Here is a 15,747-nt window from a genome sequence, read left to right as displayed (position 1 = left end):
GTCTTACTTGCCGCCCGCCAACTCCTCACGCACTTGCGCGCCGATCTCGAACGAGCGCAGCCGTGCCTTGTGATCGTAGATCTGTGCGGTGAGCATCAACTCGTCGGCGCCGGTTTGATCGATGACCGACTTCAAGCCTTCGCGCACCGTCTCACGATCGCCCAGCACTGTGCAGGCAAGCGAGTGCGCCACGCCGTTCAATTCCATCTGCGACGCCTCGAGCCGTTCGGCCGGCGGCTGCAACTGACCCGGCGTGCCGCGTCGCAGGTTGATGAATTGCTGCTGCAGCGAGGTGAAAAGGCGCTGCGCTTCTTCGTTCGTATCGGCGGCGAACAGATTGACGCCGACCATCGCATACGGTTTGTCGAGCGCGGCCGACGGACGGAATTGCGAGCGATACACCTGCAACGCCGTGAGCATGTAATCCGGCGCGAAATGCGAAGCAAAGGCGAACGGCAGACCGAGCGCCGCCGCGAGTTGCGCGCTGAAAAGCGACGAGCCGAGCAGCCACAGCGGCACGTTCAGCCCCGCGCCCGGCACCGCGCGAATGCGCTGGCCCGGCACGGGGTCGGCGAAATAACGCTGCAATTCGACGACGTCGTCGGGAAACGACTCCGCGCTATTTTGCAGATCGCGGCGCAGCGCGCGAGCGGTGCTCTGATCGGTGCCGGGCGCGCGGCCGAGGCCCAGGTCGATGCGGCCGGGATACAGCGAGGCGAGCGTGCCGAACTGTTCCGCGATAACGAGCGGCGCATGGTTCGGCAGCATGATGCCGCCCGAGCCGACGCGGATCGTTTTCGTGCCGCCCGCGACATAACCGATCACCACCGAGGTCGCCGCGCTGGCGATGCCCGTCATGTTGTGATGTTCCGCGAGCCAGAAGCGGCGGTAATTCCAGTTTTCCGCGTGCTGGGCGAGGTCGAGCGTATTCCTGAACGCGTCTGCCGGCGTGGCGCCCGCGGTGACCGGCGAGAGGTCGAGGACCGAGAAGGGGATCATTGTCTGTTCACTTGTTGTTTCCGGCGCTTTCGCGCGATGGGGCATTCTCGCAAAGGTTGTGCTTTTCTGCTGACGGTGCCGCGATGCCCACGTTCGTGAAAGGGGGTTTGCTCGCGCGCGGCGTTGGAAACACAAAACGCGTCGCTAGAGGGTCCGAGCGTTACATGCAAATCCGATATAGATATGGCTGATCAATATTTAACAAGCGCATGTCGCGCTGCTACCTTAACCCCTCGCACGAAACCCATGCATCCAGCCAGTCAACGTCACCGCCCCGCCGGGCAGAAACCATTCAGGGAGACACGCACGTGTCCATCGAATTCATCGGCATGATCCAGACACGCAAGGTGTCCGAAACCCACGCGGCGCAAGGTCCCGTCATCGACATCGATTACGTCGAACAGTTTGCCCGCGCGCATGAAGCCGCGGGCTTCGACCGCATCCTCGTGCCGCATCATTCCACCAGCCCCGATGCGCTGTTGACGATCGCGCATGCGGCGAGCGTGACCAGCAAGGTGCACTTCATGCTCGCGCATCGGCCGGGTTTTGTCGCGCCGACGCTCGCCGCGCGTCAACTGGCGACGCTCGATCACTATTCGGGCGGCCGCCTCGCGGTCCACATCATCTCGGGCGGCGACGACACCGATCAGCGCCGCGACGGCGACTTCCTCTCGCACGACGAACGCTACGCCCGCACGGACGAGTATCTGCACATCCTGCGGCGCATCTGGACCGAAGCCAAACCCTTCGATCACAACGGCCAGTACTACCGCTTCGAACAGGGCTTCTCTGAAGTAAAGCCGGTGCAGCAGCCGCATATTCCGGTGTACTTCGGCGGCGCGTCGGCGCCCGCGCTCGAAATCGCCGGCCGTCACGCGGACGTCTACGCGCTGTGGGGCGAGTCGAAGGCGCAAGTGCGCGAGCAGGTCGCCCGCGTGCGCGCGGAAGCCGCGAAGCACGGCCGCACCGTGCGCTTCTCAGTGTCGTTCCGGCCGATTCTTGCGGCCACGGAAGCAGCGGCTTGGGAGCGCGCGGAACACATCCTCGAAGAAACGAAGCGGCTGCGCGCGGCGCAAGGGATCGGCGTGGGTGGGCCCGCGCAAAGCGAAGGCGCACGGCGGCTGCTCGCGGCATCGGGCGATTCGGATCGCGTGGACGAGCGGTTGTGGACCGGTATCGCGAAAGAAATCGGCGGACGCTCGAATTCGACCGCGCTCGTCGGCACGCCTGAGCAAGTGGCCGATACGCTCGCCGAATATCACGCACTTGGTGTCTCGACCTTCCTCGTGCGCGGCTTCGATCCGCTGGAAGACGCCATCGACTACGGCCGTGAACTGATTCCCGCCACTCGCGAACGTATCGCGCGCGTCGAGCGCGTGGCGGCGTGAACGGAGGCGCCATGACCGATCTGTCTCTCACCACGTTCGCCAAGGAACTACCGGCAATCCGGCGTCACGCGCCGCAACGCAAATTCTGGTTCGACGATGTACCGCCGCGCGAGAGCGTCGCCGCTGAACGCCGCTATCGGCAGGAGCGGCTTGCCGTGGCGTTTCGTCTCTTCGCGCGCTACGGTTTCGATCAAGGGCTCGCGGGCCACATCACCGCGCGCGATCCGGAATGGCCCGATCACTTCTGGGTGAATCCGTTCGGCAAGCATTTCAGCCGCATCCGCGTGTCCGATCTGCTGCTGGTGAATGCCGAGGGCGAGATCGTGGTCGGCGAGGGACCGGTCAATCAGGCGGCGTTCGCGATTCACGCGGCGATTCACGAAGCGCGCCCCGACGTGGTCGCGGCGGCCCACACGCATTCGCTGTATGGCAAGGCATGGTCGACGCTCGGCCGTACGCTCGATCCGCTGACTCAAGACTCGTGCGCGTTCTATCAGGATCACGCGTTGTTCGACGATTTTCGCGGCGTCGTGCTCGATACCGATGAAGGCGCGCGGATTGCCGCGGCGCTCGGCGAGCGCAAAGCGGTGATCCTGAAGAATCACGGCATTCTCACGGCCGGCCCGAGCGTGGAAGCGGCGGCGTGGTGGTACATCGCGCTCGACAACGCGTGCCACGCGCAACTGCTCGCTGAAGCCGCCGGCACGCCGCAAGCGATTCCGCACGACATCGCCACGCTCACGCATGAACAGGTCGGCCGCGCGGGCGGCGCGCTGTTCGCGTTCCAGAGCCTGCTGGAAGGGCTGGTCGAAGCCGAGCCCGACGTCCTCACCTGAACGCTCCCACACGATGACTCAACGTACGAATTCGCCGGTTTCGCACCGGCGTCGCCGGCTCATGGCTGCGCTGTCAGCCGCGTTGCCGGCTGTGGCATGGCTCGGAGCGGGCAGCGGTTTGATCGCCCGCTCCGCCGTTGCTGCCACGCCCATGCCCAACACCGCAACCGGGCCGCGTCTGGACCTGAGCAAAGTCCGCCTGCGCGTCGCCACTTACAAAGGCGGCGACGCCACGCTGCTGAAAACCGCGGGCCTGACCGATACGCCTTACACGATCGACTGGTCCGAATTTCAATCGGGCAACGCGATGGTCGAAGCGATGAATGGCGGCTCGCTCGACATCGCCTCGGGCAGCGAGATTCCACCGATTTTTGCGCGCCTGCAGAACGCGCAGATCCGCGTGATCGCCGTCTATAAGGACGATGTCAACAACCAGGTCGTGCTGGTGCCCAAAGGCTCGACGATCCGCTCGATCGCCGATCTCAAGGGCAAGCGCGTCGGCTATCTGCGCGCGACCACCACGCATTACTACTTGCTGCGCATGCTCGAGGAAGCGGGACTCTCGTTCAACGACATCCAGGCGACCTCGCTCGCGCCGCGCGACGGCTTCGCCGCATTCAACGCCGGCTCGCTCGATGCCTGGGCGATCTATGGCTACAACGTGCCGCTCGCGATCTCGCAGGCTGGCGCGCGCGTGCTGAAAAACGCCAACGGCTATCTGTCGGGCAATTACCTGTACTACGGGCATCCGGCGACGCTTGCCGATCCGCTGCGGCGCGCCGCGTCCGCGGATCTGCTGGTGCGCTTGCAACGCGCGTGCACGTGGTTCGCGCAACATCAGGACGCGTACGCGAAGGTGCTGTCCGCCGAGTTGCGCGTGCCGGAGGAGGCGATCCTCTCGCTCTATCGCAACCAGAGCCAGGCGCGCCGCGTCACCGGCATCACGGCGGCGGATATTGCGAGCGAGCAGCAGGTGGCCGATACCTTCGCGCGTGCCGCCGTAATCGAGCGGCGTGTCGACGTCGCACCGCTGTGGACCGACACCTTCAACACCGCGCTCGCCCACGGTGCGTGAGCGCGCCATTCGAACCTACCTTCTGAATACTCGATGACTCAAGCCCTGAGGCCGGACCGCCTGCGCGCGTTCGCCGGCCGGATTGCCTCGCTCGTCGACGAAGCGGCGCCCGAAGCGCATCTGCTGGAAACCGGCGGCGCCGCGCTGCGCGAACTGATCGCCCACGACGACTGGCTGCCCGACGCCTTCGCGCAACCCGATCCCGAGCGGTATCAGCAGTACCTGTTGTACGCGGATGCGCGGCAGCGTTTTTCAATCGTCAGTTTTGTGTGGGGACCGGGGCAGGCGACGCCGGTGCACGATCACACCGTATGGGGTTTGATCGGTGTGCTGCGTGGCGCGGAAATTGCGCAGGGTTACCGTATCGCCGCCGACGGCGCGCTACAGGAAAACGGCGCGGCAAAACGACTGGACGCCGGCGCCGTGGATGCGGTGTCGCCGCGCATTGGCGATATTCATCGTGTGAGTAACGCTTTTAGTGACCGTACGTCGATCAGCATTCACGTGTACGGTGCAAATATCGGCGCGGTAAAACGGTCCGTCTATCCGGACGGCGCCACCCGCAAGCCCTTTGTCTCCGGCTACGCGAACGACGTGTTGCCGAATATCTGGAATGTTGCGAAGGAGTCCCCGATCTCATGAGTTTCGTTCAGGCATTTCGTACCCGATCATTCGAAGACGTGCGCCGCGCACTGCTCGAACGCGAGGAAATCGCGCTCGTCGACGTGCGCGAGGAAGATCCGCACGCCCGCAGTCATCCGCTGTTTGCCGCCAATCTGCCGCTGTCGCGGCTCGAACTCGACGCGCCCGTGCGCTTGCCGCGCCAGGCGGTGCCCATCGTGGTGTTCGATTCCGGCGAAGGACTCGCCGAACGTGCCGCGCGCCGTCTAGGCGAGCTGGGCTATACCGACGTCGCTCTGCTTGAAGGCGGTTTGCAAGGTTGGCGCGCGGCCGGCGGCGAACTGTTCCAGGACGTCAATGTGCCGAGCAAGGCGTTCGGCGAACTGGTGGAGAGCGTGCGTCATACGCCGTCGCTGACCGCGCCGCAAGTGCAGGCGCTGCTCGATCACGAAGCCGACGCGGTGGTGCTCGACGCACGCCGTTTCGACGAATATCACACCATGAATATTCCCGGCAGCATCAGCGTGCCGGGCGCGGAACTGGTGCTGCGCGCGCGCCAGCTTGCGCCGAATCCGGCGACGCGGATCATCGTCAATTGCGCGGGGCGCACGCGCAGCATTATCGGTGCGCAGTCGCTGATCAACGCGGGTGTGCCGAACCCGGTTGCGGCGCTGCGCAATGGCACCATCGGCTGGACGCTGGCTGGCCAGGCGCTCGCGCACGGCAGTTCGCGCAGGTTCGAGCCGATTGTCGACGATCAGCTACGTCTGGCCGCCGCCGATTCGGCGCGCACGGTGGCGGATCGCGCGAAGGTGGGCCGCACCTCACGCGATGAAGCGCGCCGCTGGGCCGGCGAAGCGGTGCGCACCGTGTATCGCTTCGACGTGCGCACGCCGGAAGAATACGAAGCGGGCCACGTGCCCGGTTTTCGCAGCGCGCCGGGCGGCCAGCTCGTGCAGGAAACCGATATGTTCGCGCCGGTGCGCGGCGCGCGCGTGATCCTCGCGGATAACGACGGCGTGCGCGCGAACATGACCGCGTCATGGCTCGCGCAGATGAATATCGAGGTGTATGTCGTCGATGGTTTGATGGCGGCGGACTTCGGCGAGAAGGGCGCGGCGCCCGCGGTTCGCCATGCGCCCACGGCGCCCGACGCCGACGAGATCACGCCGGCCGGACTGGTCACGTTGCTGCAATCGCGAGGCACCGCGGTGCTCGATTTCACCAGCAGCGCGAATTACGTGAAGCGGCATATTCCCGGCGCGTGGTTCGTGATTCGCGGCGAACTCGAGAAGGCACTGCACAAGCTGCCGGATGCGCAGCATTTCGTCGTGACCTGTGGCAGCGGCGAGCTCGCGCGCTTCGCCGCTCCCGACGTTGCGGCATTGACCGGCAAGCCGGTGCAGGTGCTGAGCGGGGGCACGACGGCGTGGATCGAAGCGGGCTTGCCGCTCGAGAGCGGCGAGACGCGCATGGCGTCGGGGCGCATCGATCGTTACCGGCGGCCTTATGAGGGCACCGATAACGCGCGCGAAGCGATGAACGCGTATCTGGAATGGGAGTATGGGCTCGTCGCGCAACTCGGGCGCGACGGTACGCATGGGTTTCGCGTGATCTGAGCGGTTTGCTGCGACGAAACCGTCGAACAGGCGAAGTGAGCGAGGGCGGCGCGGCTCAGGCCGCGCGCTGCGCGCGCGCTTCCTTGAACTGCCGCTCGACAGCCGCGCCGAAACGTTCGACAGGCTGTTGCAGTTTGCCGAGCACGCGCGGCTGCACGAGCCAGATGTCGATCAGCGGCTTGAAGTCGCTGATCGGAATGATATCGAGCGTGTCTGCGTGGGCGCTCATCTGCAGTAACGGCAGCGGCACGAGACCCAGACCGTTGCCGTCCGCGACGAGCTGCAATTGCAATTCGGTGCCAAGCGTTTCCAGGTTCAGCTTGAGGGCGAGCCCGAGCCCGGTGAGCGCGCGTTGCAGGCCGTCGCGGAAACCGCAGCCGTCCGGGTTCAACACCCAACCGATCGACTGGCATTCCGCCAGCGTATGCGCGCGCTTTTTCAGCAGCCCTTTCCGCGCGACCACCGCCAGTTTGATGCGACCTAGCGAGCGGGCCGACAGCGAGTCGTCGAAGGTCTTGTTGCCGGGCAGCAGGATCGCCGCCGCGTCGAGTTCGCCCTGTTCGACGCGTTGCAGCAGTTGACTGCCCCAACCGGTCGACGCGCGCGCCTGCAAGTCGGGATAGTCCGTCTTCAGAACGCGCATCGCCTCGGTCAGCGCGATATCCGCAATCGTCTGCGCGACGCCGAGCCGCAGCGTGCCGACTGGCGGTGTGTCGGTGGCGACGATCTCGCGCAGCACATCGAGTTCGCGCTGGATCACGCGACATTGTTCGTAGACGATGCGTCCCGTGGCCGTCGCGTTCAGCGGACGCGTATTGCGGTCGAGCAGTTCGACGCCGAGCGCTTCTTCGAAATTCTGCAAGCGGCGCGTGATCGCCGGTTGCGTGAGGCCGAGCGAGAGCGCTGCCTGCTGCAGCGATTGACAGCGAATCACGGTGACGTAGGCGTCGATTTCGTCGATCTTCATGATGAGCGGTGAGCGGATAGAGGCGCAAAAGAATGCGCTCGATGATACCCGCGTCGGCGCGTACCCGCATCGGCCGTGTAAGAAAATTTCGCATATTTGCTTAGCAGAATAATGCGTTTGTCTTATACAAGGGCCTGCCTTATCGTCGATGGCAAATCAACTCGCTGCCACGACACACGCGCTGCCCATGACGACTTCCCGTTTTTCTTTCGCAATCCGATCTGTTCTGCGACGTGCATGGTCTGTAACGCCCGGCGTTGCCGCGCTTGCTGCGTCAGCGTTGCTGTGCGCCGCGCCATCGTATGCCGCCGATCTGCCGGTGCTCAAGGTCGGCGATCAAGCCTTGCAAACGCGCGGCATTCTCGAAGCGTCCGGCCAGTTGAAAGACCTGCCGTACAAGATCGAATGGTTCAACTTCCCGGCAGCGCAGCCGCTTGGTGAAGCATTGAATGCGGGTGCGGTCGACGTCGGCGGTCTCGGTGACGCGCCGCTCGTCTTCGCGCTGGCCGCCGGCGCGCGGGTGAGGGCGGTCGCGGCGACGCGCTCTAATCCGCTGGATCTGGCGATCGTGGTCGGCGCACAGTCGCCGCTCAACGACGCGGCGAGTCTGAAGGGCAAGCGCATTGCCACGACGCGCGGCTCGATTGGCCACTACCTCGCGCTGGCCGCATTGAAAAAGGCCAACGTGCCGCTCACCGACGTCACCTTCGTATTCCTCGCGCCCGCCGATGCGAAAGCGGCGCTTGCCTCGGGCAGTGTCGACGCATGGTCGGTGTGGGACCCGTACACGGCGCTCGGAGAAGCGCGCGATCACGACCGCATCATCGCCAACGGCGTCGGTCTGTCGGAAGGGCTGAGCTATCAGGTCGCCACTGAACGCGCGATCACCGACAAACGCGAACAACTCGCCGACTTCCTGCGGCGCGTCGCGATCGGCCAGCGCTGGGCGCTCTCGCATCCCGACGAAGTCGCAGCGATGCAGTCGCGTGTCACGGGCCTGCCGACCGATGTGCTGAAGACCGTCTATCAGCGCGGCCAGGTGCATCCGGTAGTGATCGACGACAGCGTCGTGGCCGCACAGCAGCGCACGGCGGACACCTACGAAGCCGCCAATGTGATCCGCGCGCATCTGGACGTGCGCCCGAGCTTCGATCGCAGCTTCCCTTTGCCTTGACGAGGCCAGCCGGAGTGTCCGCATGAATGCCCCGATTGCCGACAGCGCCGTGACACGGCGTCATCCGCCGCTCGATAGCGATGCATTCGACGCATTGCTGGCGCAACTCACGAATGAGTTCGCCGCGAGCGCCGCGCACCATGACCGCACGGCTGAATTCCCGCATGCGAATCTCGCGCGCCTGCACGAGTTCGATCTGCTTTCGCTGACGGTGCCCGCAGCGTTCGGCGGCGCGGGCGCGAGCCTGCCGCAGGCCTTGAAGGTGGTGCGCGCGGTGGCGCGCGGCGAGCCGTCCACGGCGCTGGTGCTGGTGATGCAGTATCTGTTTCATCATCGCTTGCAGGGCAATCCGCACTGTCCGGTCGAACTGCGCGAACGCGTGGCGCGCGATGCGGTGCGTGAGGGCGCGTTGATCAACTCGCTGCGTGTCGAACCCGAACACGGCACGCCCGCGCGCGGTGGCTTGCCGTCGACGATCGCGAAGCGCCGCGCGGACGGCTGGGTGATCGACGGCAGCAAACTGTATTCGACCGGCAGTCCCGGTCTCACCTGGCTCGCGGTGTGGGCGCGCAGCGACGAGACGCCGCCGCGCGTCGGCGTGTGGCTGGTGCACCGCGACACGCCCGGCGTGCGAGTGGGCAACGAATGGAATCATCTTGGCATGCGCGCCACCGGCAGTCACGAACTGGTGTTCGACAACGTGTTCGTGCCGGCCGCGCAGGCAGTGGATGCGCATCCGCCGGGCGCGCCGGGCGCCGGGCTCGATGCGCTCGGCGTGGCGTGGATGAGCGTGCTGTTGTCGGCGGTCTACGACGGCGTCGCGCGGGCCGCGCGCGACTGGTTCGCGCAATGGGCCGTGGACCGCGCGCCCGGCAATCTCGGTGCGCCGCTGTCGAGCCTGCCGGCCTTCCAGCAGACGCTCGGCCGCATCGACGCGCTGCTGTTCAGCAATCGCGTGCTGCTCGACGCGAGCGCGCGTGCCGAACACGTGACGCTCGACGAGGCGCCGCTCGTCAAATACACGGTGACGAACCAGGCGATCGAGGCCGTGCAACTGGCGATCGAAGCGAGCGGCAACCCCGGTCTTTCGCGCGACAATCCACTCGAGCGTCACTATCGCGACGTGCTGTGCGCGCGGATTCACACGCCGCAAAACGACTCGGTGCTGCAGGCGGCGGGACGCGCGGGTTTTGCATCGATTTCGCGCGGTTGAAATGCCTCGTCGAAAGCTGTTGAAGGCCTCGCCGCCCAACGCAAATCATCTGCCAATTCGGTGTAAACGCGCTCTCGTCTAAACCCGCCAATCCGTTTAGATTAACTGCACTTGGAAGGCTTATCGAGGGACCAGGGCGGCCAATCAAGCAGCGGTTTGCCATTCCGGCGATGGCGCAAGGTCAGCAGCCAAGGTTGCTCACCGCTTCGTCCGGGACCAGACCGCTGCGCGTCGTCCGCGGTGCTTCGTTTTCAGGCGGCCAGTCGGCCGCTTTCACTTTCCGGTTGACCGTATCGACCGACCCGGCGACGCTTTGCACAGCGTCGCCTTTTTGCTTGTGGCACCGGTTTTTAACGTGCTTTGCCGTCTGCTTGGCCACTTTTCCTCCCGCCGTCCCAGCCTCTTGCCGCCATCACCGTGTACGACCGCGCACACCGCCGTGCCGCGTCCGCTCGCGGTTTTGCCCGTGCGCGGTTATCCTGTAGCAGACACTACACAACGGGATGCGGGCTTCGCAGCCTGCGTCCGTACAGGAAAAACTCGCTGTGAGCCTCAAACTGCTGACTGTCGCCATGCTGGCCGCGTGCATCGCGCTGACCGGTTGCGACGACCAATCGAGCGACCGAGCCGTGCAAAAACTCAAGGAATTTTTCAACGCCGTCAAACCGGATGCGTTGTTGCTTAAGGACATGACGCCGGGCGTCACGACCGAAGCGCAGATCCGCGACCAGATGGGCAAGCCGGAAACCGAGCGCACGTTCACCGACGGTTCCAAACGCTTCGAATATCCGCGCGGCCCGCAAGGCCTGAATACGTACATGGTCGACATCGATCGTGACGGCAAATTGCAGGCGATCACCCAGGTGCTGACGGCTGCCAACTTCGCGAAGATCCGCATGGGCATGAGCGAGGACGAAGTGCGCCGACTGCTCGGCAAGCCCGGCCAGGTCGCGGTGTTTCCGCTCAAGCCGGAAACCGTGTGGAGCTGGAAGTGGCGTGAAGGCGGCGTGACCGAAGAGGGCATTTTCAACGTGCATTTCGACCAGTATCAGAAGGTGTACACGACATCGCGTTCGGACGTGATCCGAGGGCGATAGAAGTTAGAAGAGAGAAGCGGGGAAGAAGATGATTCGTCGACGTCGATACAGCCGGATCGGGCTGGTGTTAGGGGGCGGCGCCGCGCGCGGCTGGGCGCATATCGGCGCGATTCGCGCGCTGCACGATGCGGGCATCAAGCCCGATGTGGTCTGCGGCACGTCGATCGGCGCGCTGGTGGGCGCGGTGTACGCAAACGGCGACCTCGACTGGCTCGAGGAGTGGGTCGCGCGGCTCACGTGGCAAACGGTGGTGCGCCTGCTCGATCTGCGTCTCTCGGGTGGGCTGCTCGGCGGGCGCAAGGTGATCCAGCTGTTCGCCGACAAATTCAATGGCCGTTCGATCGCGCAATTGAACATGCCGTTCGCGGCGGTCGCCACCGAACTCGATTCGGGCCGCGAAAGCTGGCTCCAGGACGGCAGTGTGGTCGACGCGGTGCGCGCGTCGATTGCGATTCCGGGCATTTTCACGCCGGTGTGGCACAACGGTGTCTGGCTGGTGGATGGCGGCTTGAGCAACCCGGTGCCTGTTTCGGTGGCGCGTGGCATGCGCGCGGACTGCGTGATCGCCGTCGATCTGAACAACGATATTCTGAACGGCCGCGATTTCGGCGGCGCGGTGGTCGACACACCCGCCATCGATCCGAGCGCGCCGCCGCCGCTCGCACTGCGCCGCAACGGCAAGCCGTGGCCGCGCTGGCTCGCGCCCGCGGAGGGGCGCGCCACGGACGACGTGCGCGTGCCGCCCGCGCCGAGCGCGCGCGTGCCGTCCATGCTGAGTTCGATCGCGCAAAGCATCGACATCATGCAAGTGCGGATTACGCGCAGCCGCCTCGCGGGTGAGCCGGCGGATATCCTCATCCAGCCGCGTTTGGGCGGCATGGGGATTTTCGACTTTCACCGCGCGGCGCCGGCCATCGAGGAAGGGCGCGCGGCGGTGGAACATATGCTGCCCGCGATTCGGGCAAGGTTGGGGATTGACTGACGTCTATCGAAAAAGCGACCCGAAACTTGCTAAATCGCGGCGGCGCTCGCCGCGTGTTCCCCGCCTAACAAATCCCAATTCCCCGCAAAACCAAGCCCTGCAAGCCGCACGGCACGCCAAAGCACGCTTTGCTGCGTCGCAACAAAGTGCCGGCGCGCCTTTGAGAAATTAATTTTCGCTTGCGAGACTCCGCGCCATGCTGGACGAGTGGGGCAGACACAAGCCGATACCGTCCGAGACATCCTCAAACAACCTGGATGGAGACACGCGTGTTCCTATACGGCTTTGGTCCGGTGTTGCTGGCCGGCACGATCCAGACAATCGAGCTGTCCGTCCTGTCGCTGGCGGCCGCCGTGCTGCTCGGCCTCGCGGGCGCGGCGGCGAAACTCTCGTTCAGCCGCCCGCTGCGGGCAATCGCGACCGGCTATACGACACTGATCCGCTCGGTGCCCGACCTCGTGCTGATGCTGCTGCTGTTCTACAGCATCCAGATCGCGGTCAACAATCTCACTGACGCGCTGAATCTCCCGCAATTCGATATCGATCCGTTCGTGGCCGGCGTGCTGACGCTCGGCTTCATCTACGGCGCGTACTTCACCGAGACCTTTCGCGGCGCCTTTCTGGCGGTGCCGCGCGGCCAGCTCGAAGCAGGCAGTGCGTACGGCATGAGCGGCGCGCGCGTGTTCACACGCATCCTGTTCCCGCAGATGATGCGTTTCGCGCTGCCGGGCATCGGCAACAACTGGCAGGTGCTGGTGAAGGCGACGGCGCTGGTGTCGATCATCGGTCTCGCCGACGTGGTCAAAGCCGCGCAGGACGCCGGTAAAAGCACCTTCAACATGTTCTTCTTCATCCTGGTCGCCGCGCTGATCTATCTGGCGATCACCACCGCCTCGAATCTCGTGCTGATCTGGCTGGAAAAGCGCTATTCGATCGGCGTGCGGCACGCGGAGCTCTAAGACCATGATCGACATCCTCAATCAATTCTGGCGCGCGTTCCTGTACTGGGACGGCCAGCGCATGTCCGGCCTCGCGGTCACGCTGTGGCTGCTGGTGGCGTCGATCGGCATCGGCTTCGTGCTGGCGATTCCGCTGGCAGTGGCGCGCGTGTCGAAGAAGCGCTGGCTCTCCACGCCGGTGCGTCTTTACACTTACGTGTTTCGCGGCACGCCGCTGTACGTGCAGCTGCTGCTGATCTATACCGGCATGTACAGCCTCGAATTCGTGCGCTCGCATCAAGTGCTGGACGCATTCTTCCGCAGCGGTTTTCACTGCGCGATTCTCGCCTTCGCGCTGAACACCTGCGCGTACACCACGGAGATTTTCGCCGGCGCGATCCGTTCGACCTCGCACGGCGAAGTGGAAGCGGCCCGCGCCTACGGCATGAGCTGGTTCACGATGTACCGGCGCATTGTGATACCGTCCGCGCTGCGCCGGGCCTTGCCGTTGTACAGTAACGAAGTGATCCTGATGCTGCACGCCACCACGGTCGCCTTTACGGCCACGGTGCCGGACATCCTGAAGGTGGCGCGCGACGCGAACTCGGCCACTTACCAGTCGTTCGACGCGTTCGGCCTCGCGGCGCTGATTTACCTCGTGGTGTCGTTCGCGCTGGTGGCTTTGTTCCGCCGCGCCGAGCGTCATTGGCTGGGTTACCTGGCGGTGCGCACGCATTGAAGCGCGCCGTGTTTGCAGTGGATGGCGCGTTATCCTCGCGTCGTCACGAAGATTGATCCGTATTTTCAAAGGGAGAGCATCTTGCTCCACACGACTCAAACCGAAGCTTGCAAGCTCGCCGTACAGGACATCCACAAGCGCTACGGCGACAATGAAGTGCTCAAGGGCGTGTCGCTCAATGCGAATAAGGGCGACGTGATCAGCATCATCGGCGCGAGCGGGTCGGGCAAGAGCACCTTCTTGCGCTGCATCAATTTCCTCGAGCGGCCGAACGCCGGGCAGATCGTCGTCGACGGCGAGACGGTGAAGACCAAAACCGACCGTGCCGGCAATCTCGAAGTCGCCGATCACAAGCAGCTGCAGCGCATCCGCACGAAGCTCGCCATGGTGTTCCAGCATTTCAACCTGTGGGCGCACATGAATGTGATCGAGAACATCGTCGAAGCGCCGATTCATGTGCTGGGTCTGAAGCGCAAGGAAGCCGAAGACCGCGCGCGGGAATATCTCGAGAAGGTCGGTCTCGCGCCGCGCCTCGAAAAGCAGTATCCGTCGCATCTGTCCGGCGGTCAGCAGCAGCGTGTGGCGATTGCCCGCGCGCTGGCCATGAACCCCGACGTAATGCTGTTCGACGAGCCGACTTCCGCGCTCGACCCCGAACTGGTCGGCGAAGTGCTCAAGGTTATGCAGAAGCTCGCCGAAGAAGGGCGCACCATGATCGTCGTCACGCACGAAATGGGTTTCGCGCGCAACGTGTCGAACCATGTGATGTTCCTGCATCAAGGCCGCACCGAAGAAGAAGGCTTGCCCGCGGAAGTCCTGACCTCGCCGCGCAGCGAGCGGCTCAAGCAGTTCCTCTCCGGCAGCCTGAAGTAACGCGCGGCTCGCGCCGTAGCGTTTGACTCGCTCAGCGATGGCTCGCACGTCCAGCCCGGCTCGGACCACGCAGGTCGCAATCGTCGCCTTGCCGCCCGTGTCGATGTCGGGCGTCGGGCCGATTGTGGACGCGCTCAATCTCGCCAATGAAATCGACGGCCGCGCGCTGTACCGCGTGCAGGTGTGTTCGTGGGACGGCCGCGCGGTGCCGCTCGCGGGCGGCGCGCACTGGCCGGCCGACGCCGCCTTCGGCGATGCGATCTCGTGCGACTGGCTGATCATCGTCAGCGAGCGCTTTCAGCAATTCGCCGATTATCGACTCTTTCTTGCCAGCCTCTCGCGTGTCGGCCAGCGCACGCCGCTCGTCACCGGCATTCATCACGGCGTATGGTGGCTCGCCATGGCAGGGCAGTTGTCCGGCTATCGCGTGAGCGTCAATTGGGAAACCTATCAGCAGTTCTCCGAGCAGTTCGAGCGCTCCATCGTCACGCAACAGATTTTCGAAATCGACCGCGATCGCGCGACCTGTGCGGGCGGCCAGGCGACCGTCGACTTCATGCTGGCGATGATCGGCCGCGAGCACGGTCCTGAACTCGCGGACCGGATTGCCGATACGCTCGGCGTCGGCGTGCTGCGCGCGGGTGAGGAACGTCAGCGCATTCCGTTCGTGACCGCGCCGGGCGAACGCCATCCGCGCCTGAACGACGCGTTGCTGCTGATGGAAGCGAATATCGAAGACCCGCTCACCACCGACGAGATCGCGGGTCTGGTCGGCGTATCGCGGCGGCAGTTGGAGCGCCTCTTTCGCCAGTATCTCGGCTCGATGCCGTCCAAATACTATCTGGGACTGCGGCTTTCGAAAGCGCGCACGCAATTGCAGCGCACCAGCAAGTCGGTGGTGCAGATCAGTCTTGCTTGCGGTTTTTCGTCGGCGGCGCACTTTTCGAATGCGTACCGCGAACGCTTTGGTGTCACACCGCGCGAGGATCGTCGGAACTGGATCGACAAGCAGACCGGCGCGAGCGGCGCCGCGGCCAGCGAGCCGCGGCCGGGCGCGCTGATCGAACCGCCGGATCAGGCGGATTGAAGCTGACTGAGACGCGGACTGAATCGCGGACAGAAACGCGCTGGCCAGGCGCTAAACCCGTCCCGTTCGCGTGGAACCTCATAGAAAGCGTCGCGTATGCGCAAGACGGATCGCGTGCGGTTTCCTACACTACCTGTAT

General features: G+C 64.7%; 16 protein-coding genes. 13 read left to right on the top strand and 3 right to left on the bottom strand.

The window, feature by feature from the left end:
• Positions 1-3: 3 nt before the first annotated feature.
• Positions 4-999 (bottom strand): LLM class flavin-dependent oxidoreductase, encoded by a 996-nt coding sequence (locus B0G74_RS12495; RefSeq protein ID WP_132375061.1) that lies wholly within the window; start codon positions 997-999, stop codon positions 4-6.
• Positions 1,000-1,307: 308 nt separating this feature from the next.
• Between B0G74_RS12495 and B0G74_RS12490 the strand changes: the two genes are divergently transcribed.
• The 5 genes from B0G74_RS12490 (at position 1,308) to B0G74_RS12470 (ending at position 6,538) form a co-directional block, all read left to right on the top strand.
• A complete protein-coding gene (locus B0G74_RS12490; RefSeq protein WP_132375060.1) occupies positions 1,308-2,387 on the top strand; it encodes an LLM class flavin-dependent oxidoreductase in 1,080 nt (359 codons plus the stop codon).
• Positions 2,388-2,398: 11 nt separating this feature from the next.
• Entirely contained in the window at positions 2,399-3,223 is an 825-nt protein-coding gene (locus tag B0G74_RS12485; RefSeq protein WP_132375059.1) for a class II aldolase/adducin family protein, read from the top strand.
• Positions 3,224-3,284: 61 nt separating this feature from the next.
• Positions 3,285-4,298 (top strand): ABC transporter substrate-binding protein, encoded by a 1,014-nt coding sequence (locus B0G74_RS12480; RefSeq protein ID WP_243658171.1) that lies wholly within the window; start codon positions 3,285-3,287, stop codon positions 4,296-4,298.
• A 33-nt stretch (positions 4,299-4,331) separates the two neighbouring features.
• Positions 4,332-4,940, top strand: a complete 609-nt coding sequence (locus tag B0G74_RS12475) for a cysteine dioxygenase (RefSeq protein ID WP_132375057.1) — start codon at positions 4,332-4,334, stop codon at positions 4,938-4,940.
• Positions 4,937-6,538, top strand: coding sequence for a rhodanese-related sulfurtransferase (locus B0G74_RS12470; protein WP_132375056.1), 1,602 nt, complete (start codon positions 4,937-4,939; stop codon positions 6,536-6,538). The genes B0G74_RS12475 and B0G74_RS12470 overlap by 4 nt, the downstream gene beginning before the upstream one ends.
• Before the next feature lie 55 nt (positions 6,539-6,593).
• On the opposite strand, the gene B0G74_RS12465 is transcribed toward B0G74_RS12470, so the two are convergent.
• A complete protein-coding gene (locus B0G74_RS12465; protein WP_132375055.1) occupies positions 6,594-7,505 on the bottom strand; it encodes a LysR family transcriptional regulator in 912 nt (303 codons plus the stop codon).
• A 187-nt stretch (positions 7,506-7,692) separates the two neighbouring features.
• Here B0G74_RS12465 and B0G74_RS12460 point away from each other — a divergent pair, with 187 nt between their 5' ends.
• Positions 7,693-8,679, top strand: coding sequence for an ABC transporter substrate-binding protein (locus B0G74_RS12460; RefSeq protein ID WP_243658170.1), 987 nt, complete (start codon positions 7,693-7,695; stop codon positions 8,677-8,679).
• Between the two features lie 22 nt (positions 8,680-8,701).
• A complete protein-coding gene (locus tag B0G74_RS12455; protein ID WP_132375054.1) occupies positions 8,702-9,892 on the top strand; it encodes an acyl-CoA dehydrogenase family protein in 1,191 nt (396 codons plus the stop codon).
• Positions 9,893-10,073: 181 nt separating this feature from the next.
• Here B0G74_RS12455 and B0G74_RS12450 read toward each other — a convergent pair whose 3' ends face one another.
• The gene (locus B0G74_RS12450) at positions 10,074-10,271 is read right to left on the bottom strand and encodes a hypothetical protein (RefSeq protein ID WP_132375053.1); all 198 of its coding nucleotides are present in this window, start codon (positions 10,269-10,271) and stop codon (positions 10,074-10,076) included.
• Between the two features lie 166 nt (positions 10,272-10,437).
• Between B0G74_RS12450 and B0G74_RS12445 the strand changes: the two genes are divergently transcribed.
• The 6 genes from B0G74_RS12445 to B0G74_RS12420 all read left to right on the top strand — a co-directional run bounded on the left by B0G74_RS12445 (position 10,438) and on the right by B0G74_RS12420 (position 15,608).
• Complete coding sequence (locus B0G74_RS12445) at positions 10,438-10,989, top strand: hypothetical protein (protein ID WP_132375052.1); 552 nt, start codon at positions 10,438-10,440, stop codon at positions 10,987-10,989.
• A 28-nt stretch (positions 10,990-11,017) separates the two neighbouring features.
• Positions 11,018-11,971, top strand: a complete 954-nt coding sequence (locus B0G74_RS12440) for a patatin-like phospholipase family protein (RefSeq protein WP_132375051.1) — start codon at positions 11,018-11,020, stop codon at positions 11,969-11,971.
• Positions 11,972-12,240: 269 nt separating this feature from the next.
• The gene (gene hisQ / locus B0G74_RS12435; protein WP_132375050.1) at positions 12,241-12,930 is read left to right on the top strand and encodes a histidine ABC transporter permease HisQ; all 690 of its coding nucleotides are present in this window, start codon (positions 12,241-12,243) and stop codon (positions 12,928-12,930) included.
• Between the two features lie 4 nt (positions 12,931-12,934).
• Positions 12,935-13,648, top strand: a complete 714-nt coding sequence (locus B0G74_RS12430) for an ABC transporter permease (protein WP_106285972.1) — start codon at positions 12,935-12,937, stop codon at positions 13,646-13,648.
• 81 nt (positions 13,649-13,729) lie between these two features.
• Complete coding sequence (locus B0G74_RS12425) at positions 13,730-14,521, top strand: ABC transporter ATP-binding protein (protein WP_132375049.1); 792 nt, start codon at positions 13,730-13,732, stop codon at positions 14,519-14,521.
• A 37-nt stretch (positions 14,522-14,558) separates the two neighbouring features.
• A complete protein-coding gene (locus tag B0G74_RS12420; RefSeq protein ID WP_132375048.1) occupies positions 14,559-15,608 on the top strand; it encodes a GlxA family transcriptional regulator in 1,050 nt (349 codons plus the stop codon).
• Positions 15,609-15,747 lie beyond the last annotated feature (139 nt).

The sequence above is a fragment of the Paraburkholderia sp. BL9I2N2 genome (assembly GCF_004339745.1).
Taxonomy (GTDB): Bacteria; Pseudomonadota; Gammaproteobacteria; order Burkholderiales; family Burkholderiaceae; genus Paraburkholderia.
This window is presented reverse-complemented; position numbering and strand designations above follow the sequence as displayed.